Here is a 23883-nt window from a genome sequence, read left to right on the forward strand (position 1 = left end):
CTGAAATGGGGGCGCTCCTTCTCCGTGAGAGCTTGAGCATCTGTTTCTATCTTTCGCTCTCCCATCAGGACATCGCGAAACATGTCAGGCGCGCTTTGGAGTTCTACCTTCGCGCAATCGGCCCCGGGGCGATGGCCTGGTATCCGGATGAGCACGGAGATTTGTGGGAACTTGACGACAAAGGATGGGCGCGCATTCAGCACAAACTCCGCGATGAGGGGGGAGGCATTGTTGATTTGAGGGATAGACCCGACGCGATCAGCGGGTATCAGTTCGAGTATCGGGGGAGAACAATAGATCCGTCCTATCCACGCGAAGTGTGCGCGATGGCCTTCTGGCTACCGACGGAGTACATGGAAGAGCACGGTCCGGGCCGTGTGCAGGAATTGGCCTTGGAACTGGGCGCCTTTCTCCCCTTCTGCTCCGGACACGCGGGGCTCTCCCTGCACCGCCTGGGCAGAACCCCTGGATTCCACGCCCTGTGTTCCAGCTACCCTGGAATGGATAGGACCGAGGTCGGGCACCTGTCCTGGAATCTGGGCACCCGCATCAATGGCATCCACTGGATGAACTTCCTGGGCCCACCGGTGCTCGGGGAACTGGGCGGTGCCAGCGCGCTCCGCGCCCGCCTCTCCACTCCGGGAACCACCGTGCGGGAACTGGGAGACGAACGCGCCGTCGTCACCCTGGGCGAAGCTCCCGAGGCCGGAGACACCGGGGAGGAGCAGCCGCTCCCGGCGTACCGGGAACTCGCGCGCGTCCTCGAGCCCTGGCTCTACCATGAGCCCTACATCAAGGATGAATTCACCCCCGAGGAGCTGCTCCGGTGGGAGCGTCGCTTCCTGGACTGAGCGGGGCCCCGCCCCCGCCTCAGTTCGCGAAGATGGGGTGGTTCTCCAGCCAGGACACGAAGAGCGCGTCCGCGAACGGCTTGCCCCCGATGTGGACACCGTGGGTGGCCTCGCCCTCCACTTGCAGTCCGCCTCCCGGCACATAGGTGAGCGTGAGCTCGCCGCCCTTGGGCACGTCCCGCAACGAGCCGAGCAGCCGCTCCAGGTCGTCACTCAGCGGAGAGTGGCGCAGCGCGGCATTCCGGGCCAGTCCATCGCGGAAGGCATCCACGAGCTGATCCCGGGTGACATGGCGCAGGAAGCGCAGTTGCAGGCGCTTGATGCAGTTGGAGGAGATGGCCTCGGCCTTCGCCTGCGGCGGCTGCTCGAAATAGAGCGACCAGACGTAGACCTTGAAGAAGAACATCTGCTGCAGTTCCACGTGGGCCAGCGACAGTTGCTTGCCCTGCAGCGTGACTTCCTCGGGCACCCTCACCCCCGCGAGCTCCCGCGCCTGGGCCGAGCCCGTGCTCAACAGCAACGCCGCCAATGTTCCCGCGAGCATCCATTCCTTGCGCACCATCTCCGACCCCCTCGCCACCCCACCAACAGGTAGGGGCCATGGTGCGCACCCGCGAGCGGGCCGCCAACCAGGAACGCGGCCTCAGTGTCCGCTGGTGAGCGGAGGTACTGACGGGGAGCGCACGTGGGTCGGCCCAGGGTTCCCCTCCCTGGGCGAACCATGCAGCATCCGCTCCGAGCCCAGGACGCTGGGACGGGGAGGAGCGCGAAATGGGCTTGTCGTTGCGTGACGCGGCCGATCCCAGCATCAACTGTCCGCGAAGCGCCCTCGCGCGAGTCCACCCGCCCCTATGACTCTGAGTCAGACGCCCCCCGGTCAGGAGCCCTCGTTGAAGGTCGAGGACGAAGCACCCGCGCCCCCTGGAATCCCCCACCGGGAGAGCACCCCGGAGACGCGCGAGGCTCAGCGCGACGACGATCGGGAGCGGCTGGACATGCTCGTCAACCAGGCGAGCGTGGGCATCACCCAGCGAGCCCTCGACGGCACGCTGGTCATGGCCAACCAGCGCTTCTGCGACATCGTCGGGCGTGCGCTCGAGGACGTGATTGGCCACTCCCAACAATCCCTGACGCATCCGGACGATCGCGACGCGCATGCCGCCCAGTGGCGAAAGCTGTTGGAGACGGGCGAGCCCTACACCGTGGACAAGCGCAACGTGCGGCCCGACGGCTCCGTGGTGTGGGTCAACAACCACGTCGCGCTCGCCCGGGACGAGCGGGGCCGCCCGAAGTTCGCCATCTGCGTCACCCAGGACATCACCGCCCGCCGGGAGGCCGAGGAGCGCCTGCGGGAGCGAGAACGGCATCTGCGCTTCGCGCAGGAAATCGGGGGCATTGGCGTGTTCACGGTGGAGCTGGCCACCGGCGTGTTGACCGTGACGCCGGAGTTCTGCCGGCTGTATGGCATCGAGCCGATGGAGCATCCCCCCGCCAAGGACATCGAGGCGACCCTCCTCCCCGAGGATCTGCACCACGCCTCGACGGTGGAGTTCCGCGCTCACGGCCGCGTGAGCGTCCAGGCCGAGTACCGGATCCGCCAGGCCCGCTCGGGACAGGTGCGGTGGATTGCCCGGCGCAGCGAGATGCTCCGGGACGAGAAGGGCCACCCCCTGCGGCTGCTCGGTGTCGTGCAGGACGTGACGGAGCGCCGGGCCGCCGAGGACAGGTTGCGTGAAACCAACGAGCGGCTCCAGCTCGCGCTCAACGCGGGCTCGGTGCTCGGCACGTGGGTGTGGAACATCCCGGCCGGTCTGCTCACGGGTGACGAGCGGTTCGCGCGGACCTTCGAGCTCGCACCGGAGCAAGCCGCGCGGGGGTTGCCGATCGAGGAATACGGGACGTTCGTCCACCCCGAGGATCGCCTCCGCGTCGAGGAGCAGACGCTCCTCACGCTGCGCACGGGAGGACCCTACCGCTGCGAGTACCGCGTCCGCCGTACCCGGGAAGGGCCCTACTTCTGGATTGAAGCCAACGGCTACTGCGAACTCGGCGCCGACGGCCAGCCGCTGCGCTTTCCCGGCCTGCTGATGGACATCGACGAGCGCAAACAGGGGGAGCTGCGCCAGGCGGCCGTCATCGAGCTCGGCGACAGACTGCGCGACCTGAGCGACACGGCCGACATCGCGGGCACCGCCATGGAGCGGGTCGGGAGGCTGCTGGGCGTGCCGCGCGCGGGGTACGGCACGTTCGACGCCTCGCAGCAGTACCTCGAGGTCGAGCGGGACTGGGCCTCCCGCCCCGGCATCCTCAGCGTGGCCGGCCTGCACCGCTTCGCCGACTATGGCGTCTACATCGAGGCGCTCAAGCGAGGAGAGACGATCGCCATCGCGGACATCGAGCAGGACGAGCGGACGAGTGCCGGCGCCGACAACCTGCGGGTGCTCGGCATCCGGGCGCTGCTCAACGTTCCCCTGCTGGAGCAAGGCCGCCTCGTCGCGCTGCTCTACCTTCACGACGATCAGGTACGCCAGTGGAGCCAGGACGACATCGACTTCCTGCGGGATGTGGCCGATCGCATCCGGACGGCGAGCGAGCGCGTGCGGGCCGTGGCGCAACTGCGGCAAGCCAACGAGACGCTGGAGCAGCGTGTCGAGGAGCGCACGCGCGAGCGCGATCGGGTCTGGACCGTGTCGCAGGATCTGCTGGTGGTGTCCGACGCCGAGGGCAGGTTCCTGCGCGTCAACCCGGCGTGGACCACCCTCATGGGCTGGACGCCAGAGGAGCTGTTGGGCAAGACGTCCGTCTGGTTGGAGCACCCCGAGGATCTGGAGAAGACCCAGGCGGAACGGCGGCACCTGTCCGAGGGCCAGCCCGTCATGCGCTTCGAGAACCGCCTGCGGCACAAGGACGGCACCTACCGGCTGTTGTCCTGGAAGGCGGTCCCCATGCCCCAGGAGGGGATCACCTACTCCACCGCGCGGGACATCACGGACCAACGGCAGACCGAGGAGCAACTGCGCCAGTCCCAGAAGATGGAGGCGGTGGGCAAGCTCACCGGCGGCGTGGCCCATGACTTCAACAACCTGCTGCAGGTCATCGGAGGCAACCTCCAACTGCTGCAGCGCGACCTGGTGGGCAACGAGCGGGGGATGCGCCGCGTGCGCACCGCCATCCACTCGGTGGAACGGGGGGCCCGGCTCGCCTCGCAACTGCTCGCCTTCGCCCGCCGGCAGCCGCTCACCCCCGTGGTGCTCCACCTGGGCCGGCTGGTGCGCGGAATGGATGATCTGCTGCGCCGCGCCCTGGGCGAGAACGTGGAGGTGGAGACCATCATCTCGGGCGGGCTGTGGAACACGGCCGTCGATCCCAACCAGCTCGAGAACGTCCTGCTCAACCTGGCCATCAACGCCCGGGACGCCATGGAGAAGTCGGGCAAGCTGACCATCGAGGTCAGCAACGCCCGGCTCGACGAGCGCTACGCGCGGATGCACCCGGACGTGAAGCCCGGACCCTACGTGCTGCTGGCCGTCTCCGACACCGGAAGCGGCATGCCCCCGGAGGTCATCGAGCGCGCCTTCGAGCCGTTCTTCACCACCAAGCCCGAGGGCCGCGGCACGGGGCTGGGCCTGAGCATGGTGTACGGCTTCGTCAAGCAGAGCGGCGGCCACGTGAAGATCTACAGCGAGGTGGGCCACGGCACGACGCTGAAGATCTACCTGCCCCGGTCGTTCCAGGCCGAGATGCCCCTCGAGGAGCTCCCCGAGGGCCCCGTGGAGGGAGGGACCGAGACCATCCTCGTCGTCGAGGACGACGCCGAGGTGCGCGCCACGGTGGTGGAGATCCTCACGGACCTGGGCTACCGCGTGCTCAAGGCCGCGGATGGCCAGGGCGCGCTGGCCATCATCCAGAGTGGCCTCCCGGTGGATCTGCTGTTCACCGACGTGGTGATGCCCGGTCCGGTGCGCAGCACCGACCTGGCCCGGCAGGCCAAGACCCTGCAACCGGGAATCGAGGTGCTCTTCACCTCGGGCTACACGGAGAACGCCATCGTGCACGGAGGGCGGCTCGACCCGGGCGTCCACCTGTTGAGCAAGCCGCACCGCCGGGAGGAGCTGGCGCGCAAGCTGCGGCAACTGCTCAACCAGCGCTCGCCGCGGCAGGAAAAGACTCCCCCGCGCCCCCCCGAGAAACCCCGGGCCCCCGAACCCCCGCCGCGCCCGGACGAGCCCTCGCCCCTGCGGGTCCTGCTGGTGGAGGACGATGAGGACATCCGCGCGTCGGCGCTGGAGCTGATGGGCCTGCTGGGGCACGAGGTGGTGGCGGTGGGCAGCGCGGAGGAGGCCAGCCGCGTGCTGAAGCGCCAGCGCTTCGACGTGCTGTTCACCGATGTGTCACTGCCGGGCATGTCGGGCGTGGAGCTGGCCCGGGAAGTCATCCGGCTCCAGCTCGGGATGAAGATCGTCATCGCCTCGGGACACGGGAATTCGGTGCTCACCGGCGCGGACGCGCGCCTGCAGGGGGTGGTGGTCCTGCCCAAGCCCTACGCCCTGCCTCAAATCCAGAAGGTCCTGGAACAGAAGGAGTAGAGCCCCGAGGCGCCTCCCGCCGCCTGGGGAGGAGCCAACAGAACACGGGGCATCCCGGGAGAACCCACGCCCGGGGCATGCGATGGGCTTGCTCCCGGGAAGGCCGGACAGCAGGATTCCCGCATGAGTGACAAACTGATCCTGAGCGACGAGGAGTGGAAGAAGCGCCTGACCCCCCAGGAGTACCAGGTGCTGCGCCAGCACGGCACCGAGCGGCCGGGAAGCGGCTGCTTCCTGGGCACGAAGGAGCCCGGCACGTATGTCTGCGCCGGCTGCGGCAACCCGCTGTTCAAGGCGGGCGAGAAGTTCGAGTCCGGGACGGGCTGGCCCTCCTTCACCCAACCGCTCAAACCCGACGCGGTGGCGGAGTATCGCGACGTCTCGTACGGGATGGTGCGTACCGAGGTGAGATGCGGCCGGTGTGATGGGCACCTGGGACACGTCTTCCCGGATGGCCCTCCGCCCACGGGGCTGCGCTACTGCATGAACTCGGTGGCGATGAAGCACGCGCCGGAGGGACACACCCTCCCGCTCGTCACGAAGTGAGGGCTCAGCGCGTGGCGCGCTCGACCTCGGTCAGGCGCTTCTTGGACAGCGACAGGTACTTCTCGTCCATGTCGATGCCCACGTAGCGCCGACCCAGCTTGAGCGCCGCCACGCCCGTGGTGCCACTGCCGTTGAAGGGATCCAACACCAGCGCGTCCTCGGGGGTGCTCGCCTCGATGACGCGCTCGAGCAGCGACACCGGCTTCTGCGTGGGGTGGCTGCCGTGCGCCTTCTCCTCCTTGCGCGGCGCCGTCATCGTCCACACGCGGCCGGACTCGTCGGCGTTCAGCTCCTCCTCGCCCGAGCGCGGCAGCGCCCACACGTCGCGCATCTGCTTGCCGCCGTTGTCCGCCTTCATCTTCGCGTAGTTGAAGGTGTGCTGGAGCTTCGCGGCCGGCTTGGGCGACGCCCAGATGAGCAGCTCGGAGGAGTGGGTGAAGTAGCGGCAGGCGAGGTTGGGGCTCGCGTTGGGCTTGTACCAGGTGACGGTGTTGAGCAGCTTGTAGCCGAGCTTCTGCATCGCGAAGCCCACCGAGAAGATGACGTGCTGGGTGCCGCTCACCCAGATGCTGCCGGTGGGCTTGAGCACGCGCTGGCAGGCCTTGAGCCACGCGGTGGTGAAGGCGTGGTCCTCCTCCACCCCGCGCGACACGTCCCAGCCGCCCTTGTTCACCGCGGCGCGCTTGCCGTTCTTGCAGGTGAAACCGCCGTTGGACAGGAAGTAGGGCGGGTCCGCGAACACCATGTCGAAGGTGCCCGGCTCGAACTGCTCGAGCAGCGCGAGGCTGTCCCCCTGGTAGAGCCGGTACGCATCGCTCTTGGCGTAGAGGCTCTCGCGCAGGGTGGGCTGAACAAGCTTCAGGACAGGAGCTGCGGCTTCGGCGGACATCTCGCCTCCGTCAGGGGGTCGGTGAACGGAGGGCAATGTGCCGCAACAATCGGCTACGTCTAATTCCCAGCCTGTTTTTGTCTGATCGATCCTGTAGCACCAAAAGCGCGTTCGAAAAATTGACTGCTCCACTCCGCGCGGACCGAACCGCTATGCTCTCCCGCTCCAACGATCATGGCTCCGCCCCTCACACCAGAACAGGCCCTCGCGCTCGCGCCCGACTCCTCCGTGGCCGCTTCCGGCCAGAAGCTCGCGCGGGAGCGGGAGTGGAAGCTCCTGGGCCGCGCCGAGCGCGCCGCCTGGGGCGAGTGCCAGGGCAGCGCGCTGTACCAGGTGCGCATCGACCTGACGGATCTCACCTCGTCGTGCTCGTGCCCCAGCCGCAAGATTCCCTGCAAGCACTGCATCGGACTGCTGCTGCTGCTCGCCGCGGAGCGCCTGCCCCAGGAGACGCTCCCATCCTGGGTGGAGGGGTGGCTCACCCAACGCGCCGCCGCCGCCGAGCGCAAGGCGGCGAAGAAGGCGGCGCCCGCGCCGGAAGGCGCCACCCCGGCGGACACGAAGGCGCGGGCCAAACGCGCCTCCGAGCGCCAGGAGCGCATGGCCCGGGGCATCGAGGCCCTGGGGCTATGGATGGAGGATCTCGTACGCGGGGGACTCGCCCGGCTCGACACGGCGACGCCCGTGCATGAGCAGGCGGCGCGGCTGGTGGACGCGGAGAGCCCGGGCCTCGCGGCGCAACTGCGTCTGCTCGCGGCGGAGCTGGAAGGGCGTCCCGAGCCCCGACGCCTCGTGGAGCGGATCGGGCGGATCGCCCTCGTCACCGAGGCCTGGCGGAAGCTGGAGCAACTTCCCGCCCCCCTCGCGGCGGATGTCCAGGCGCGGGTGGGTGCCCCGCTGCGTGACGAGGACGTCCTCGCCCGCGGCGAGCGCGTCCAGGGCACCTGGGCCGTCGTCAGCCAGGAGCTGGACGACTCGGCGCACGTGCGCGAGCAACGCACGTGGCTGCTCGGCACCACCCATGGCCGGACGGCCCGCGTCCTCCAGTTCGCGGTCGGGGCCTCCGGGCAGTTCTCCGACAAGCTCATTCCAGGCACCGCCTTCGACGCGGAGCTCGTGTACTGGCCGAGCGCGGCGCCCCAGCGAGCGAAGGTCCTGGAGCGGAAGGGAGACCTCCGACCCTGGACGGGCACCCTGCCCTCGCTCACGCTCGACGCGCTCCAGCGGCGCTTCACCGAGGAGCTGGCCCGGCAACCCTTCCAGGAGCGCACGGCGGCGATGCTGGGTGGTGTCGTCCCCGTGCTGGAGAACGAGGAGCGGATGTGGCTGCGGGACGCCACGGGCGCGGCGCTCCGGCTCGGTCCGTGTGATCGGTGGAGGCTGCTGGCGCTGTCGGGCGGCCACCCGGTGGACGTGTTCGGCGAATGGGATGGGGAACGGCTGCGTCCGCTGAGCGTGCTCGTGGACGGGACGCTGTACGCCCTGGGTGGAGGTGAGCGGTGAACGACCTGGATTCATTGACGCGCCTCGCGTTCCTGGGCACCGCCCACGCGCCCGAGCCCGATGCCCTGGGAGGAGTGGAGGGCCAGGCTGCGCGAGCCCTGAGTGCCCTGTCCGTGGAGAAGCGGGTGCTGCTCGCGGCCGGAGCGCGGGGCGTGGCACGGGCCGCGGGTGGCCGCCTGTCCCGGCTCGACGCGCCCGGGGAAGCGGCACCGCCCGACTCCCTGGAAGTCTGTCCTCCCCGTGTGAGCGCCCTCCTGGTGGAGGTCATGGCCTCCGCGGATGCCGAGATGCTGGGCGCGATCCTCGAGCGGATGGCCCATGCCCGCCGCCGCCTTCCCCCGGAGCTGCTGCCCCGCATGCTCGGATTCAAAGGACCGATGCGCGCGGCGATCGTTCCGGTGCTGGGCGAACGGGGCCGGTGGCTCGCCCGTCTCCACCCCGAATGGCGCTCCGCGCTGACCGGCACCGGCACCTCGTCCGAGGAGGCCGAGCGCGTGTGGACGGAGGGGTCCTTCGAGGAGCGGCGCACGGTGCTCGAGCAGACCCGGCTCACGGATCCAGCCCGCGCCCGAGCCTGGCTCCAGGGCACCTTCGCCCAGGAGAAGAGCGAGCACCGCGCCCGATTCCTCTCCAGCCTGAAGCAGGGACTCTCCCTGGAGGATGAACCCCTGCTGGAGTTGGGCCGCAAGGATCGCGCAGCCGGGGTGCGCGAGGTGGCCAGGGAGCTGCTCTCCCAACTGCCCACGTCCGCCTTCGCGCGGCGAATGGAGGAACGGGCCCGGGCGGCGCTGCTTTGGGAGCAACCCGCGACGCTCCGCGTCCGCTTCCCCGCGAAGTGGGACGCCGAGGCCGAACGCGATGGTCTGGACAAGCCGCCCGCCGGCATCGGCCAGGGCGAGCACTGGCTCCAGCGGCTCCTGTCGGCGCTCCCCTTGTCCACCTGGGAGCGCGCGTTCGGCGCCACGCCGGAGCAGCTCGTCGCCGCCGCCGGGCGGAGCGAGGACGGCATCGGGCTCTCGGAGGGCTGGGCCCACGCGATGCGCCTGGGTGCCTCCCCGGATTGGGCCTCCGCCCTGCTCGACTTCTGGGCCCGTCAGAAACCCAAGATGCTCCCACCCGAGCGCGCGGAGTCCCTGGCGTTCACGCTGTTCGAGGCCCTGCCTCCCTCGGAGCGCGCCGGGCATACCCTGCGCGTGCTCCGTGGAGCGCAGGCCCTGCCCCGCCTGGAGCAAGCCCTCGCCCTGACGCCCACGCCCTGGCCGGTGGAACTCGCTCGGGAGTGGCTGCTGGCCCTTCGTCAGCAGAACGACACGACGAACCGCGCCCTGGCCTTGTTCACCTCCATCCCGCGCTCCGCGCTCGTCCTGCCCGCGGAGTGCCTCGCCGCCGCCGCCGAACCCTTCCATCTACCTCCCCCCCTGTCCCCCTGGCAGCGGGAGCTCGATCGCTTCCAGACGAGCGTCTCGATCTGCCGGACCCTTCACGAGGAGCTGAAACCGTGACCGCCACCGCCCTTCTCCGTCAGCACGCCGAGCAGCAATACGCCGAGGAACTGGCCGCGCTCGCCCGGGCGGATGACCGGCCCAAGCCCCCGGGCTGGGCGCTCTCGCCCTGGGCCGTGCGCCTCTACCTGCTCGGCGGCACGCTGCCCAACGGCTTCCGGGTGAGCGCCAAGTACATCGGCAACGCGCGGCTGGTGGAGATCGCCGTGGCGACGCTCGCCACCGACCGGGCCCTGCTGCTCTACGGCGTGCCCGGCACCGCCAAGTCCTGGCTGAGCGAGCACCTGGCCGCCGCCATCTGCGGGGACTCGACGCTGCTCGTGCAGGGCACGGCGGGCACGGACGAGGCGGCCCTGCGCTATGGCTGGAACTACGCGCGGCTGCTCGCCGAGGGCCCCTCGGACAAGGCCCTGGTGCCGAGCCCCGTGATGCGCGCCATGCGTGAGGGAAAGCTCGCGCGCATCGAGGAGCTGACGCGCATGCCGGGCGAGGTGCAGGACGCCCTCATCACCCTGCTCAGCGAGAAGACGCTCCCGATTCCGGAGCTGTCCAGCGAGGTGCAGGCCCGTGCGGGCTTCAACGTCATCGCCACGGCGAACAACCGGGACCGGGGCGTGAACGAGCTGTCGAGCGCCCTGTTGCGCCGCTTCAACACGGTGGTGCTGCCCACCCCCGACTCGCTGGAGCAGGAGGTGGAGATCGTCGAGAAGCGCGTGGCGGAGCTGGGGCGCGCCCTGGCCCTGCCCGCGGAGAAGCCCGCGCTGGAGGAGATCCGCCGGGTGGTCACCCTCTTCCGCGAGCTGCGTGGCGGCGCGACGCTGGATGGGACGATGAAGCTCAAGACGCCCTCGGGCGCGCTGTCCACGGCCGAGGCCATCTCCGTGATGAACGGGGGCCTCGCCATGGCGGGCTACTACGGGGACGGCGTGCTCCGGGCGCCGGACCTGGCCGCGGGCCTCACGGGCGCCATCGTGAAGGATCCGGTGCAGGACCGGGTGGTGTGGCTGGAGTACCTCAAGACGGTGGTGAAGGAGCGCGAGGGGTGGAAGGACCTCTACCGCGCGTGCATGGAGGTCCTGTGAGCACGGAGCCGGGCGCGGGCGTTCATGTGCTCGGCGTGCGGCACCATGGGCCCGGCAGCGCGCGCGGCGTGCGCTCCGCGCTGGAAGCGCTCCAACCCGACGTGGTGCTCATCGAGGGCCCTCCCGACGCGGACGAGCTGCTGCCATTGGCGGCCCAGGCCGGGATGAAGCCGCCGGTGGCGCTGCTCGTCTACGCGCTCGACGCGCCCGCGCACGCCGTCTTCTACCCGTTCGCCGTCTTCTCCCCGGAGTGGCAGGCCATCCAATACGCCCTGGGGCGCTCGCTGCCCGTGCGCTTCATCGACCTGCCCCAGGCACACCAGCTCGTCCCCGAGGCCATGGCCCAGGAGAAGGCGGAGCCACCCCGAGAGGATGCGCTGGGGGGGCTCGCGCGAGCGGCCGGCCACGAGGAGGGCGAGGGCTGGTGGGAGCAGCTCATCGAGCAACGCCAGGACGCGCGGGGCGTCTTCGAGGCCGTGCTCGAGGCGATGACTGCCGTGCGCGAGGCGGGGGGAGACATTCCCGCGCGCGAGGCCCTGCGCGAGGCGCACATGCGGCGCTGCATCCGCCAGGCGAAGAAGGAGGGCTTCCAGCGGATCGCCGTCGTGTGTGGCGCGTGGCATGGCCCGGCGCTCGTCCAGGCGAAGCCCGCGCGCGAGGACGACGCGCTGCTCAAGGGCCTGCCGAAGACGAAGGTGGCGGCCACGTGGATTCCCTGGACGTATGACCGGCTCGGCTGGCGCAGCGGGTACGGCGCGGGCGTGGACTCCCCCGGGTGGTACGCGCACCTGTGGCTCACTCCCGAGCGGCCGGTGAGCACCTGGGCGGCACGCATCGCGCAGCTCTTGCGCGGCGAGGGATTGGACGCCTCGTCCGCGAGCGTCATCGAGACGGTGCGGCTCGCCGAGGCGCTCGCGGCGCTGCGGGGGCGGAGCGCGGTGGGGTTGGGAGAGCTGCGCGACGCCGCGCTCAGCGTGCTGTGCGAGGGGGACGCGACCCCGCTGGTGCTCGTGCACGACCGGTTGGAGGTGGGCACGGGCCTGGGCGAGGTACCCTCCGACGTGCCCGCGGTGCCGCTCGCGAGGGACCTGGCCGCGCTGCAGAAGTCGCTGCGCCTGCCGCCCACGTCCGAGAGCAAGCTCCAGGAGTTGGACTTGCGCAAGGAGCTCGACCGGGGCCGGAGCCGGCTGCTGCACCGGCTGCGGCTGCTCGACATTCCCTGGGGAGAGCCCGAGGACGACACGCGCAACGCGAAGGGCACCTTCCGCGAGAACTGGCGCGTGAAGTGGGAGCCCGAGCTGGCCGTGCGCGTCGTGGAGGCGAGCCTCTTCGGCAACACGGTGGAGTCGGCGGCCACGAGCCGGGTGAAGGCCCGCGCCGCCGAGGCGAAAGAGCTGGACACGCTGACGGCCCTGCTGGAGGCGAGTCTCCTCGCGGAGCTGTCCGCGTCCATCGACACCGTGCTGCACCATGTGCAGGAGCTCTCCACGCGCTCGGCGGACGTGCCGAAGCTGATGGAGGCCTTCCCGCCCCTGGTGCGCACGGTGCGCTACGGCAGCGTCCGGGAAACGCCCACCGAGCCCATCCTCGCCATCATCCACGGGCTGCTCGAGCGCATCTTCATCGGGTTGCCCGGGGCGTGCGTCGCGTTGGACGAGGACGCCGCGCGCGAGCGCCATGGCCAGTTGAGCACCCTGCACGCCGCGATGGTGCTGCTGGAAGACAAGGAGCGCCTGGAGGAGTGGTCCCAGGCCCTGGACGGGCTCGTGCAGCGGGACGCGGTGCACGGGCTGCTGCGCGGAGCGGCGCTGCGGCTGCGGGTGGAGATGGGCCACGTGGAGGACGCCGTGCTGGGCCCACTCGCCCGGAAGGCACTGTCTCCGGCGGTGCCCCCCGCCGAGGCGGCCGCGTGGCTGGAGGGGCTCGTCACCGGGAGCGCGCTGCTGCTGCTGCACCGCGACGAGCTGTGGGCGGCGCTCGACGGGTGGCTCTCCGGCCTCACGCGGGAGACCTTCGTCGAGCAGCTTCCCCTGGTGCGGCGTGCGTTCTCGCGCTTCGGAGCGGCCGAGCGGCGCGCCATGGCGGATCGCATCCGGCGGCCCGCCACCGCGCCGGGAGCGGCCCGGAGCACGAGGGGTGGAGACGATCTGGATCCCGAGCGCGTGGCGCAGGTGCTGCCCGTGCTGTCGCTCATCTTGGGAGTGAGGCTCGATGAAAACCTCGGATGAAGAGCGGCTGGAGCGCTGGCGATTGGTGCTGGGACAGCCGGCGCAGGAGTCGCTGGGGGTGTCGCTCGGGGAGACCGAGCGGAGCATGGATAGAACCCTCGAGGCGCTGTACGACTCCGAGCGCAAGGCGGGACTCGGCGCGTCCTCGCCGCAGGTGGCGCGCTGGCTCGGAGACATTCGCGAGTACTTCCCCGCCCCCGTGGTGCGCGTCATGCAGGGGGATGCGATGGCGCGGCTGGGGCTGACGGAGATGTTGCTCCAGCCGGAGATGTTGGAGGCGGTGGAGCCGGACGTGCAGCTCGTGGCCACACTGCTGTCCTTGCGCAAGGTCATTCCCCAGAAGACGAAGGAGACGGCGCGCCGGGTGGTACGCAAGGTGGTGGACGAGCTGGAGCGTCGGCTGCGGGCTCCCACCGAGCGGGCGGTGCGGGGAGCGCTGTCACGGGCCTCGCGCACGCGCCGGCCAAGGGCCTCGGAGATCGACTGGGACCGGACGCTGCGGGCCAACCTGGGCAACTACCTGCCCGAGCGCAAGAGCGTGGTGGTGGAGAAGCTGGTGGGCCATGGACGCAAGCGCTCGAGCCTGCGGGACGTGGTGCTGTGCATCGACCAGAGCGGCTCCATGGCGGCGTCGGTCGTCTACTCGAGCATCTTCGGCGCGGTGCTGGCGTCCCTGCGGGCGGTGTCCACGAAGATGGTGCTCTTCGACACGGCGGTGGTGGACCTGAGCGAGCAGTTGTCGGATCCGGTGGATCTGCTGTTCGGCACCCAGCTCGGAGGGGGCACGGACATCGACCAGGCGCTCGGGTATTGCCAGCAGATCATCACCCGTCCGGCGCAGACCATCCTCGTGCTCGTCACGGATTTGTACGAGGGGGGCAACGCGCAGCGGATGCTCCAGCGGGCCGCCGCGCTCGTCCAGAGCGGCGTGACGGTCGTATGTCTCCTGGCCTTGAGCGATCAGGGCACGCCCTCGCATGACCCGCACCACGCAGCGCACTTCGCGGCGCTGGGCATCCCCACCTTCGCATGCACGCCGGACCTCTTCCCGGAACTCATGGCCGCGGCCCTTCAGCGCAACGACTTGCGCGCCTGGGCCTCACGGCAGGAACTCCAGGTGGCCCGCCCGGGGTGAGCACGGCGGGGATGCTTCAAGGCGTGATGATGGGTTCCAGGAGACCCGCTCTGTCCAGCAGCCCCTGAACGCGCTGAGCGAGTTCCACGTGTTCGGGGTTCGACACCGTGAGCAGGTCAGGCGTGAGGATGACGAGCATCCCTTTGTCCTCTACCGGCTCGATACGCACGGGAGCAGGCAACGGAGGCACCGTGCCCCGGCTGCGCGGGAAATACATGATCCATCCCACGAACGTCCCCGCGATGCCGATGGAGGTAACGGTTTCACGGAGCATCGTTTCACGGAGCATCGATGAGGTGACGAGGGCGAATCCTGGCTCCCAGGCAAGCACCATGCTCCGCATGAGCTCGGTCAGAACAGGTACGCTCAAAACCCGCTCCGCGTTTGACCCTCGGGTTGGCAAGCTACATACACAAACGTTGCTCACGGCTTCCGAGTAGGCGCCGCATGAGAAGTTCAAACCGCTGTCCTCGTAGTCGACGCACACACCGTTCCACGCCCAGACAGAGTAACCGAGATCCTCGAATTGCCGATCCCTGCCCCGGCGAATCAGTTTTTCGAGAGACTCTCGAGTGGGCTCGATGGGACGAGATAGTGCGTCCTTTCGGGACCTGCCCTGTTGAAACCAACGCGAGAAGGAAGGGTCGACCTTCGCCATGGCGGACCAGAAGGCTTCCGCCCGCCGAGCACACTCCTCTGGAGACTCCTTCCTCGGTCCCCAATAGGCGCCTGCGTAATACGACTCAATCCGCTGAAACGTCTTCGGCATGGGCAGCGTATCTCCCTACAAAGGCTGGGTATAAACCACTTCAATTCCGCTCACGTTGTTTTTCTCGAACAAGAGTCGGATGGCTTCGGCGGTCTTCTCCTCGGCGATATGCCATCGGATGGAGATCCCCTTCCCTCTCACAGCCCCGAGCTGCCGCCTGGCCTGATCGACGAGGGCCTGTGCTCCCGTGTTCTTGAACCAGGGCTTGGGCTCCAGCGTGTCGAAGAACTTGTTGGCGTAGCCGGGCCCCTTGGCCTCCAGTAGCACACCATCCGTGAAGCCGTCGAACCTCACGCCCCCGGCCTTTGTGCTCATGCCCCCAACCCAGTAGGCATCGTCCGCCGAGTGCCCCGTGATCTGCTCCTGGTAGGCGCGGGCCCGAGCGGACATGGATTCCCCTGCGGGGCCCCACTGGCCCGGCCCCGGAGCCGGTGAGGGCGCCTGCCCACTCGCCTGCGTCCGCTGGAGGATGATGGCCGCCCCCGGCCCGCCGCTCAGCACCGTGGCCACCTTCCCCACGGGCACCACCACGCGCTCCATCGCCAGTGCCCCCTCGGCCGAGAGCGACAGCACCGGCACCAGGGCCTCCGCTCCCGCGAACGTCCTCGTCAAGGTGCTCGAGGTACCTCCCGCCGCGCCAAAGGTGACCAGGAGGTTCGTGGTCAGCTTGGAGAGCGCCTTCACCTGCTCTCCCCGCGTCATCAACCGGAAGCGCGCGAGGTACTCGGGCGAAGAGGCGAGGAGGGCCGCCACTCCCGCGGGGAGATGTCGCAGCGCCGCGATGCTGTCCACCGGGTGTGAAAGCAACTGGCCCATCGCGTGGTACAGCTCGACGAAGGACTCCTCCGCCCCGTCCAGCACGCGGCTGATGTGGTCGGCGTCGTCATACACCTCGGCCAGTCCAGGCCCGTCCATGATGGGCCGCAGTCGCGCGTCCGCTCTCCGGAAGACCCATCCGTGCACGGTGTAGAAGCGCCCCAGCTCGAAGGGCCCGGCGCGAAAGGCGTTGTCCTTCCACACCACCGGGCCCACCTTCTGCTGTGTGCGTCCGTTGAGCGCCCAGGCGAGATAGCCATCCGGCCGCAGCACGGCCACGCGGTTGAAGCGCTCCACCCGGCGCACCAGCTCCTCGCGAGAGGCGGCCCCTCCCTCCAACACCTCGCGCAGCAGATGGCAGGCGGCCATGCGTGGCGGAAGTGAGCCTGGCGTCATGGGCCTTCGCATCAGCAAGGTCAGCACCCGGGCCGCCTCTTGTTGCGAAAGGGGAACCCTGGCCGAAGGCATGTCGTGGACGTTGTCCAGGCCCGCGAGTGTCAACAGATAGTCGAAGGCATCCATCCGCACGGCGCCACCGCTCACCGCGCGCACGGCCATGTCGGCCGGGCTCACCATGGCCACGGCCATGAGAGGGACACGCGCACCCCGGCGGCCCGACGCGACACTCGGGCCGTGGTCCAGGAACGCGCCGTCAGATGCCGTCGCGCAACCCGTGGCCACGGCAACCATCCCCAGCAACAGGGCCACCCACTTCCATACTCGCGCAGCGGACATGGACCACCCCCCTGTCCCAGGAGACGAAGGCCCCCGGGAACGGCTTTTCGTTCAACGCCGTGCCCAGCAGTATGCCGCCCCGCACGAAGACAGCGCGCGAACCCTTTACCGAGCTCCGAGAATGTGGAGCCCCACCGACCTCATTCCACGTGCTCGCGCGTGAAGCCGACCCGCGCGCCCGTGCGCTGTGGCAAGCTCGCGGCCCGCATGGAGACGTCCCCCCCGCTCCTCCGGTTGTCGAACATCACCCGAAGCTTTCCCGGCGTCGTCGCCAACGACCACGTCAGCCTCGACCTCCACGCGGGCGAGGTCCATGCCCTGCTGGGCGAGAACGGCGCGGGAAAGACGACATTGATGAACATCCTCTATGGGCTGGATGCACCGGACTCGGGGGAGATCCTCGTCGATGGGCTCCCCGTGCGCATGGGCTCTCCCGCCCAGGCGTTGCGGCGGGGCATCGCCCTGGTGCCGCAACATCCCCTGCTCGTGGAGCGCCATACCGTGGCGGAGAACCTGGCGCTCGGCCTGCGCGGCGGCTGGCTGATGACCCGGCACCGGCTGCGAGCCACCCTGCGCGAGCGGCTCGCCGGCCAACCCCTCCCGATGGACCTCGACATCCGGGTGGAGAACCTCTCCGCCGGAGAGAAACAGCGGCTGGAGATCCTCCGCGCGCTGCTGCGCGGCGTCCGCGTCCTCATCCTGGACGAGCCCACCAGCGTGCTCACCCCCCAGGAAGTGGAGCCGCTCTTCCAGCAGCTCGCCCAGCTCAAGGCCCAAGGCGTGGGCATCCTCTTCATCAGCCACAAGCTGGATGAGGTGCTCGCGCACTCGGATCGCATCACCGTGCTGCGCGCGGGCCGCAAGGTGGGCGAGGCGTCCGCGCGCGAGACGACGCGGGAGCAGTTGGTGAAGTTGATGCTGGGACGCGAGGCGGTACCCCGGCCCCAGCTCGCACCGCCCCGGCCGGGCGTGCGGCTGGAGGTCCAGGGCCTGGAGGTCCGCTCGGATCGCGGCACGCGGGCGGTGAAGAACATCCACTTCTCGCTGGCACCCGGGGAGATCCTCGGCATCGCGGGAGTCGCGGGCAGTGGCCAGCGCGAACTCGTGGAGGCGCTCACGGGCCTGCGGCCCTACCAGGGACAGGTGCGCTTCGAGGGGCAGCCCCTGCGGGCGACGTCACCGGCGGAGCTGTTCGCCCGGGGCGTGGCCCATGTCCCCGAGGAGCGCGCCGCCGGAACGGTGCCCTCGCTGAGCGTGGCGGAGAACCTCGCCCTGCGCACGTGGAACACGGCGCTGCGGCGCGGGCCCTGGCTGGACCGGGCGCGCATGGAACGCGAAGCGCTCGGCATCATCCAGACATATGGCATCGCCACACCGAGCCCACGCACCCCGCTGCGACTGCTGTCCGGAGGCAACATCCAGCGCGCGGTGCTCGCACGGGAGCTGGCGGGCTCGCCCCGGCTGCTCATCGCCGTCCATCCCACCTACGGGGTGGACATCGGGGCCACCGAGCGGGTGCACCGGCTGCTCATCGAGCGGGCCCAGGAAGGCATGTCCGTGCTGCTGGTGACGGAGGATCTCGAGGAGCTGTTCACGCTCTCGCATCGCGTGGCCGCGCTCTACCAGGGCGAGCTGCGGGGACCCTGGCCCGCGGGCGAGGTGGACGTGGAGCGGCTCGGGCGGATGATGACGCAGGCGATGGAGGGCGCGGCGTGATCCGCCTGGAACAGGAGCCCCGGCCCCGCCGGGCGAAGGCGCTCGGGGTGTACCTGGGCATGGGCGTGATCGCGTTCGCGCTGACCGGAGGCGTCTTCGCGGCGTATGGCGTGAGCCCGTGGGAGGTCTACCGCGCGCTGCTCGAGGGCACGTTGGGCGAGCGCCAGGGACTGGCCGAGGTCCTGCGCCGCACCCTCCCCCTGCTGCTCATCGGGGGAGGGCTCACCCTGGCCTTCCGCGTGGGGTTCTTCAACATCGGCGCGGAGGGACAGCTCCTGATGGGCGCGGTGGGGGGCACGGCCGTCGCGCTCTTCCTGCCACCGGGGGCGCTGAGCCTGCCCCTCATGTTCCTCGCGGGCGCGGTGGCCGGAGGGCTGTGGGCCCTGCCCGCCGCGTGGCTGCGCTCGCGCGTGGACGTGAACGAGATCCTCACCACGTTGATGTTGAACGCGGTGGCCGGCTCCTTCGTGCTCTACCTCGTCAGTGGCCCGTGGCGGGGGGAGCAGGTCCAGGGCTACACCTATACCGACGCGTTCCCGGACGCGGCCTCGCTCCCGGTGCTGGGGGACACGTTGGTGCACTGGCCCACCGGGGTGCTCGGGGCGGTGCTCGCGCTGGCCCTGCAGGTGCTGCTCACGCGGACGTCCCTCGGCTACGCGCTGCGGGTGGTGGGGGCGAGCCCCCGGGCGGCGCGCTACGCGGGCCTGCCCACGGGTCGGGTGGTGCTGCTCACCGGCCTGCTCTCGGGCGGAGCCGCGGGGCTGGCGGGCGTGGGCGAGGTGGCCGGCATCCATCACCGGCTGTTGGATCCCACCCAGCTCTCGCTCGGCTACGGCTTCACCGCCATCATCGTGGCGTGGCTGGCCCGGGGTCACCCGGCGCTGGTGCTGCTCACCGCGCCCCTCATGGGCGTCATCCTCGCGGGAGGCGATCTGCTCAAGATCAGCTTCAACATGCCCTTCCGGGTCATCGACGTCTTCAGTGGAGTGTTGTTGCTCTGCCTCATCTCCGGCGAGGCCCTGGCGCGCTACCGCGTGAGGTGGGGACGATGATCGACGAAATGATCCAGGCGCTGCTCCGGGCGCTCTCCTTCGGCACGCCGCTGCTGCTGGCGTGTCTGGGCGTGCTCGTCAACGAGCGGGCGGGCGTGGTGAACCTGGGGGTGGAGGGAATGATGGCGCTGGGGGCCCTGACGGCCTTCGGCGTGGCGACGGAGACGGAGTCGTTGGGGCTCGCGGTGGCGCTGTCCCTGGTGGCCGGAGCGCTGGCGGCGCTGCTGCATGGCTTCGTGACGCTCACGCTGCGCGCCAACGCGTACGTGTCCGGGCTGGCGCTGACGATGTTGGGGCTGGGCGTGGCGGGGCTCCTGGGCAACCGCTACGAGGGAGCCATCCTCATGGAGCCCGCGCCCGAGCTGCCCTTCACCGTGGCGGCGGGAGTGCTGGCCGTGGGCCTCTGGGCCTTCCTGCACGCCACGAGACCGGGGCTGGTGCTGCGCTCGGTGGGAGAGAACCCGGCGGCGGCGGACGTGCTGGGCGTGAGCGTGGGCGGGGTGCGCTACCTGGCGGTGGCCTTCGGCGGCGCGCTGGCGGGACTGGCCGGCGCGTTCCTGTCGCTGGCCTACCGTCCGGCGTGGACGGATGGCATGACGGCGGGCCTGGGGTGGATCGCCGTGGCCCTGGTCATCTTCGTGGGGTGGAGCCCCCCGCGCGCGGTGCTCGGCTCGGTCTTCTTCGGACTGCTCTATTATTTGCAATTCCGGCTCCAGGATCAGAGCCGGGTGCCCACCGAGCTCTTCGCGGCCATGCCCTACCTGCTCGTGGTGGGGGTGCTGGCGCTCGCGGGGCTGCGGCGCACGCAGGGCTCGGCGCCGGCGGCGTTGGGCAAACCCTATCATCGGGGCGAGCGGTAATCAGACAAGGAGCATACGGATGAAGTCACCTGGGTTGTGGCTGGTATTGCTGGCATTGGGACTGGCGGGCTCGGCGCGAGCGGACGAGGCGAAGCTCAAGGCGTGCTTCGTCTACGTGGGGCCGGTGGGAGACATCGGCTGGAGCCATGCGCACGACGAGGCGCGCAAGCTGACCCTGAAGGCGCTGCCCTGGTTGGAGACCCAGTACGTGGAGTCCGTGCCCGAGGGCCAGGCGCTGCCCGTCATCGATCGGCTGGTGAAGGGCGGCTGTCAGGTGGTGTTCACCACGAGCTTCGGCTTCATGGATCAGACGCTCGAGGCGGCCAGGAAATACCCGAAGGTGGTGTTCGCGCATGCCACGGGCTTCAAGCGGGCGCCCAACATGGCCACCTACATGGCCGACTTCTACCAAATCTACTACCTCAACGGCCTGATGGCGGGGGCACTGACGAAGACCGGCAAGGTGGGCTACGTGGGCGCCTTCCCCATCCCCGAGTTGAAGCGTCACATCTCCGCGTTCGCCATGGGCGTGCGGGCGGTGAATCCCCAGGCCACGGTGAACGTGAAGTGGATCAGCGCCTGGGTGAGCCCGGTGAAGGCGCGCGAGGCGGCCGAGGCGCTGATGGCCGAGGGCAATGACGTGCTGGCCTTCACCGAGGACACGGCCACGGTGGTGCAGGTGGCGGGACGCAAGAAGGTGCCGTCCTTCGCGCACTACTCACCCATGCAGCGCTTCGCGCCGGACTTCGTGGTGTCCGGACAACTGGTGCACTGGGAGAAGATCTACATCGACTTCCTGAGCAAGGTGCGCGACGGCACGTACGCGCCGGGCAAGCTCCAGGACGTGGACTACTGGTGGCTGCTGCGCGAGGGCGCGGTGGAGATGGGCGGCCAGCCGGGAGTGCCCATCAATCCCAAGTTCGTGGACGCGCTGAAGAAGGCGCAGATGACGGTCAACGGCAAGCAGGTGTCCGTGCATGACCGGGTGCTGGAGCTGCTCAAGGACATGTCCTCGAGCAAGCCCGGCTTCGATCCCTTCACCGGCCCGCTCCAGGATCGCCACGGAGCCACGCGCGTGCCCGCGGGCAAGACGCTGACGAAGGAGGAGCTCAACCAGATGCAGTGGATGGCCCCCGGAGTCACCGGCCCGGTGGCCGACGAGCCCCGATAAAGAAGCGAAGGACGCCAAAGGAGACGTCATCCAGAGATGACGTCTCCAGCAAAGGAGGCTGATTTTGGCCAGCAGCCGCATCACGCCCCCTCACCGGGGCGCCACCACCTGAACGCACTGCCGACGACAGCCCCGGCTCCGAGGTCTCCTCGGGCCGGGGTGTTTCATCCTCTAATCGAGCACCGGGCGAAGTAACCCCTTTGCGTCCAACACCTCCTGAACCCTGCGTCCGAGCGACACGTGCTCCGGGTTGGCGGCGGTGAGTCGCTCCGGCGCGCCAACGATCAGGTTGCCCTTGTCTTCGACGGGCTCAACGCGGACGGGCGGCGGTAGTGGCGGAATCTCCCCGCGACTTCGGGCAAGATAGGTGAGCCAACCCACAAAGCCTCTTGGATCTCTCGCAGGTCGAAGCGCCCTACGAAACTCATGGGTGGCGATGACGCCGAAGAGGGGATCCCATGCGAGCACCATTGCCCGCAGCACGTTCACGAGAACAGCCGTTTTCATCACGCGCGGCCCCTCTGGCTCGATTTCGGGCCATGGGAGGTACAGCAAGCAGCAGTTGGGATAGGCCCCGGAAGCATCTCCACACGTGAGGTTCACCATGCCCCCGCGCCCGTCCTCGGCGTGACCTGTCCAGGCACCGAAGCTGAAACCGTCTATTCCGAGTTGGTTCTCCTCACTCTGATAGAAGCGAAGGAAGGTCGCAAAGTCCGGCGTGAACTCCTGCTGGAGCGCCTCCTCCAGCGAGTCCCCCTGCTCGAACCAACGAGCGTAAATCTCGTCGCACTGCGAGAGGAGGCGAAAGAAAGCCACCGAGCGCCGGGCGCACTCCTCTGCGGACTCCAGCCGGGCCGGCCAGTAGACGGCTGCATAGTAGCTTTCCATCATGGCACTCCTCCGGCTGCGGCTCGCTGGTAGACAACCTCGATCCCGGTAACACCCGCATTCTCGAGCATCTTCTCAAGAATACCGACCATCTCCGGCTCTGCAACGTACCACCGGATAGGAACCCCATTCGCCACCCTGAACTGGCGCTTGGCAGTCTCAAGGAGCTTCTTGGCGCCCTTGAAATACCTCTTGGGATCGAGCTTTTCGTCATAGTGCTTAGCGTAGTTGAAAGCCTTGCCGTCCTGCAGAACACCCTCCGAGATGCTGTAGCCGTCGAAGTCCGCCTTCTCTCCATTCCTCCAAACGCGATAGACCCACCCCGGCGGAGCCCCCGTCACTTGGCATTGGTAGCACCGAGAGTCCTCCGACATGCTCTCGTTTGCCTGCTCCCACTTCCCAGGACCGCCAGAGGGAGGCCAGCCTCCCCCGCCCTGCGCGCCCATGTTCGCCATGTGCAGAACGTAGGTGGCACTCAGCGCGTTTCCCGCTACGGCAACCGCGCCCCCTACAGGAACCGCGACCAATCGCACAGCGAGAAGCCCATCACTCGAGAGCGACAAGACTGGCACGCTCATACTCCCGAGCGTCCCCCCCCAGGACGATGCCTTCGCGGCCCCCGCCCCCGCGGTACCCACCGTCAGGACAATCCCCGTCGCCAGCCGTGACACGGTGCGGACCTTCTCCGCATAGGGCTTGTGCCGAAACTCGTCCCAAAGCCGCGGGGAGTTCTCGTAGAGCTGCCTCACTGCGCCCGGCAGCTGCGCGAGCCCCTCGAGCGTCTCGCCCGTGTAGAAGACGAGCCGGTAGAGGCCTTCCACCAGGTCCACCACGGCGAGAACCGCCCCCTCGGCCACCGCCAGCGCCGGGTTGTCGTCGGGCTCGTAAAGGCCCGTCGGTGGCACCCCTTTCGGGACCTCGAGCTGCTGGTTGACCGGAAGAAGGCGCTCTCCCTCAATGACATAGAAGGGACCAACCTCAAAGCGACCAGCCCGTAGCGTTCCGTCCTCGGCGAGCACAACCTGCCCCGCCTTCTGGATCGCTACTCCAGAGGTGACCCTTACCAAGTATCCGTCTGGACGAAGCACCAGCAGCCGCGAAAAGCGCCGCATGCGCGCGTGGAGTTCGTCCCTCGTCACCACCTCGGCCCCCGTGGCTACTTCCAAGAGCAGGTGCGCTGCCATGCGGCGGAGCCCGAAGTTACCCAGTGTCACCGGCGTAGAGAGCAGATGTGAAACCAGCGCCAGAGCCTGCTGGGGCGCCAACGTCCGCCCGTCCTTCGGCAACGCGCTGCTGGGGACACCCGCCTGGGAGAGGAACCCCTGGAAGTAGTCGAGCGTCATGGGCACCTCGAACGGCCGCCCGTCGCCCACTCCATCCCGCCACCCAACGCCCTTGCCCTCCAGCTCCTCCTCCCGGTCGTCCTCGCTCACGCGTCGCTCCCGAGCCCGCGGTCGCTCTGCCGCTACAGCCCCTTTGGCCGCGTCTTCCTCCAGCGGTGCACCAACCTCGTGCTCAGCGGCGCCCCCGACCGTGTCCTCCAGGTCCTTAGTT

At 69.2% G+C, this 23883-nt stretch carries 18 protein-coding genes and 1 pseudogene; 13 read left to right on the plus strand and 6 right to left on the minus strand.

Going from position 1 to position 23883, the window contains the following annotated elements; all coding sequences use genetic code 11:
* Window positions 1–5 precede the first annotated feature (5 nt).
* Window positions 6–851: a type VI immunity family protein gene (locus CYFUS_RS53250; RefSeq protein ID WP_095992428.1), complete on the plus strand. Its 846-nt coding sequence runs from the start codon at window positions 6–8 to the stop codon at window positions 849–851.
* 19 nt (window positions 852–870) lie between these two features.
* On the opposite strand, the gene CYFUS_RS35335 is transcribed toward CYFUS_RS53250, so the two are convergent.
* Window positions 871–1413 carry a chalcone isomerase family protein gene (locus CYFUS_RS35335; protein ID WP_095989228.1) on the minus strand — a complete coding sequence of 181 codons (543 nt, stop codon included), beginning with the start codon at window positions 1411–1413 and terminating at the stop codon, window positions 871–873.
* 289 nt (window positions 1414–1702) lie between these two features.
* On the opposite strand from CYFUS_RS35335, the pseudogene CYFUS_RS54120 reads away from it, so the two are divergent.
* The 3 genes and pseudogenes from CYFUS_RS54120 to msrB form a co-directional block, all read left to right on the plus strand.
* Window positions 1703–2188: pseudogene (locus tag CYFUS_RS54120) on the plus strand (PAS domain-containing protein); the annotation flags it as partial.
* A gap of 9 nt (window positions 2189–2197) precedes the next feature.
* The gene (locus CYFUS_RS35340; RefSeq protein ID WP_269770287.1) at window positions 2198–5437 is read left to right on the plus strand and encodes a PAS domain-containing protein; all 3240 of its coding nucleotides are present in this window, start codon (window positions 2198–2200) and stop codon (window positions 5435–5437) included.
* Window positions 5438–5560: 123 nt separating this feature from the next.
* Window positions 5561–5983 carry a peptide-methionine (R)-S-oxide reductase MsrB gene (gene msrB, locus CYFUS_RS35345; protein ID WP_095989230.1) on the plus strand — a complete coding sequence of 141 codons (423 nt, stop codon included), beginning with the start codon at window positions 5561–5563 and terminating at the stop codon, window positions 5981–5983.
* A 4-nt stretch (window positions 5984–5987) separates the two neighbouring features.
* Here msrB and CYFUS_RS35350 read toward each other — a convergent pair whose 3' ends face one another.
* Window positions 5988–6872: a DNA-methyltransferase gene (locus CYFUS_RS35350; RefSeq protein WP_095989231.1), complete on the minus strand. Its 885-nt coding sequence runs from the start codon at window positions 6870–6872 to the stop codon at window positions 5988–5990.
* A 174-nt stretch (window positions 6873–7046) separates the two neighbouring features.
* Between CYFUS_RS35350 and CYFUS_RS35355 the strand changes: the two genes are divergently transcribed.
* The 5 genes from CYFUS_RS35355 to CYFUS_RS35375 are packed head-to-tail and all read left to right on the plus strand — an operon-like array spanning window position 7047 to window position 14322.
* Window positions 7047–8375, plus strand: a complete 1329-nt coding sequence (locus tag CYFUS_RS35355; protein ID WP_095989232.1) for an SWIM zinc finger family protein — start codon at window positions 7047–7049, stop codon at window positions 8373–8375.
* Entirely contained in the window at window positions 8372–9877 is a 1506-nt protein-coding gene (locus CYFUS_RS35360; protein ID WP_095989233.1) for a DUF5691 domain-containing protein, read from the plus strand. The genes CYFUS_RS35355 and CYFUS_RS35360 overlap by 4 nt, the downstream gene beginning before the upstream one ends.
* Window positions 9874–10959: an ATP-binding protein gene (locus CYFUS_RS35365; protein ID WP_095989234.1), complete on the plus strand. Its 1086-nt coding sequence runs from the start codon at window positions 9874–9876 to the stop codon at window positions 10957–10959. Before CYFUS_RS35360 ends, CYFUS_RS35365 begins: the two co-directional genes overlap by 4 nt.
* Window positions 10956–13187: a DUF5682 family protein gene (locus CYFUS_RS35370; protein ID WP_095989235.1), complete on the plus strand. Its 2232-nt coding sequence runs from the start codon at window positions 10956–10958 to the stop codon at window positions 13185–13187. The genes CYFUS_RS35365 and CYFUS_RS35370 overlap by 4 nt, the downstream gene beginning before the upstream one ends.
* Window positions 13171–14322 carry a VWA domain-containing protein gene (locus CYFUS_RS35375; protein WP_095989236.1) on the plus strand — a complete coding sequence of 384 codons (1152 nt, stop codon included), beginning with the start codon at window positions 13171–13173 and terminating at the stop codon, window positions 14320–14322. Before CYFUS_RS35370 ends, CYFUS_RS35375 begins: the two co-directional genes overlap by 17 nt.
* Window positions 14323–14338: 16 nt before the next feature.
* Here CYFUS_RS35375 and CYFUS_RS35380 read toward each other — a convergent pair whose 3' ends face one another.
* A complete protein-coding gene (locus CYFUS_RS35380) occupies window positions 14339–15091 on the minus strand; it encodes an immunity 52 family protein (RefSeq protein WP_095989237.1) in 753 nt (250 codons plus the stop codon).
* 15 nt (window positions 15092–15106) lie between these two features.
* Window positions 15107–16642, minus strand: a complete 1536-nt coding sequence (locus CYFUS_RS35385; RefSeq protein WP_232536990.1) for a Tox-REase-5 domain-containing protein — start codon at window positions 16640–16642, stop codon at window positions 15107–15109.
* A gap of 159 nt (window positions 16643–16801) precedes the next feature.
* Between CYFUS_RS35385 and CYFUS_RS35390 the strand changes: the two genes are divergently transcribed.
* Genes CYFUS_RS35390 through CYFUS_RS35405 form a run of 4 tightly spaced genes read left to right on the plus strand, consistent with a single transcriptional unit; the run spans window position 16802 to window position 21441 of the window.
* Entirely contained in the window at window positions 16802–18358 is a 1557-nt protein-coding gene (locus CYFUS_RS35390; RefSeq protein ID WP_232536991.1) for an ABC transporter ATP-binding protein, read from the plus strand.
* On the plus strand, window positions 18355–19410 hold the full coding sequence (locus CYFUS_RS35395; protein WP_198316248.1) for an ABC transporter permease: 1056 nt from the start codon (window positions 18355–18357) through the stop codon (window positions 19408–19410). Before CYFUS_RS35390 ends, CYFUS_RS35395 begins: the two co-directional genes overlap by 4 nt.
* On the plus strand, window positions 19407–20270 hold the full coding sequence (locus CYFUS_RS35400) for an ABC transporter permease (protein ID WP_095989238.1): 864 nt from the start codon (window positions 19407–19409) through the stop codon (window positions 20268–20270). The genes CYFUS_RS35395 and CYFUS_RS35400 overlap by 4 nt, the downstream gene beginning before the upstream one ends.
* A gap of 19 nt (window positions 20271–20289) precedes the next feature.
* Window positions 20290–21441 (plus strand): BMP family ABC transporter substrate-binding protein, encoded by a 1152-nt coding sequence (locus CYFUS_RS35405; protein WP_095989239.1) that lies wholly within the window; start codon window positions 20290–20292, stop codon window positions 21439–21441.
* 171 nt (window positions 21442–21612) lie between these two features.
* Here the strand turns inward: CYFUS_RS35405 and CYFUS_RS35410 are convergent, their stop codons facing one another.
* Together CYFUS_RS35410 and CYFUS_RS35415 are read right to left on the minus strand one after the other, a co-directional pair.
* Complete coding sequence (locus tag CYFUS_RS35410; RefSeq protein WP_095989240.1) at window positions 21613–22332, minus strand: Imm52 family immunity protein; 720 nt, start codon at window positions 22330–22332, stop codon at window positions 21613–21615.
* Window positions 22329–23762 (minus strand): Tox-REase-5 domain-containing protein, encoded by a 1434-nt coding sequence (locus tag CYFUS_RS35415; RefSeq protein ID WP_095989241.1) that lies wholly within the window; start codon window positions 23760–23762, stop codon window positions 22329–22331. The genes CYFUS_RS35410 and CYFUS_RS35415 overlap by 4 nt, the downstream gene beginning before the upstream one ends.
* Between the last annotated feature and the right edge of the window lie 121 nt (window positions 23763–23883).

Origin of the sequence: Cystobacter fuscus, assembly GCF_002305875.1 — a bacterium.
GTDB classification, from domain to species: Bacteria; Myxococcota; Myxococcia; order Myxococcales; family Myxococcaceae; genus Cystobacter; species Cystobacter fuscus_A.

Excerpts from the sequence above, each read along its gene's own strand:
- CYFUS_RS53250 (WP_095992428.1), top strand. The coding sequence starts at position 6 with ATGGGGGCGCTCCTTCTCCGTGAGAGCTTGAGCATCTGTTTCTATCTT.
- CYFUS_RS35335 (WP_095989228.1), bottom strand. The coding sequence starts at position 1,413 with ATGGTGCGCAAGGAATGGATGCTCGCGGGAACATTGGCGGCGTTGCTG.
- msrB (WP_095989230.1), top strand. The coding sequence starts at position 5,561 with ATGAGTGACAAACTGATCCTGAGCGACGAGGAGTGGAAGAAGCGCCTG.
- CYFUS_RS35350 (WP_095989231.1), bottom strand. The coding sequence starts at position 6,872 with ATGTCCGCCGAAGCCGCAGCTCCTGTCCTGAAGCTTGTTCAGCCCACC.
- CYFUS_RS35355 (WP_095989232.1), top strand. The coding sequence starts at position 7,047 with ATGGCTCCGCCCCTCACACCAGAACAGGCCCTCGCGCTCGCGCCCGAC.
- CYFUS_RS35375 (WP_095989236.1), top strand. The coding sequence starts at position 13,171 with ATGAAAACCTCGGATGAAGAGCGGCTGGAGCGCTGGCGATTGGTGCTG.
- CYFUS_RS35380 (WP_095989237.1), bottom strand. The coding sequence starts at position 15,091 with ATGCCGAAGACGTTTCAGCGGATTGAGTCGTATTACGCAGGCGCCTAT.
- CYFUS_RS35385 (WP_232536990.1), bottom strand. The coding sequence starts at position 16,642 with ATGTCCGCTGCGCGAGTATGGAAGTGGGTGGCCCTGTTGCTGGGGATG.
- CYFUS_RS35400 (WP_095989238.1), top strand. The coding sequence starts at position 19,407 with ATGATCGACGAAATGATCCAGGCGCTGCTCCGGGCGCTCTCCTTCGGC.
- CYFUS_RS35405 (WP_095989239.1), top strand. The coding sequence starts at position 20,290 with ATGAAGTCACCTGGGTTGTGGCTGGTATTGCTGGCATTGGGACTGGCG.
- CYFUS_RS35410 (WP_095989240.1), bottom strand. The coding sequence starts at position 22,332 with ATGATGGAAAGCTACTATGCAGCCGTCTACTGGCCGGCCCGGCTGGAG.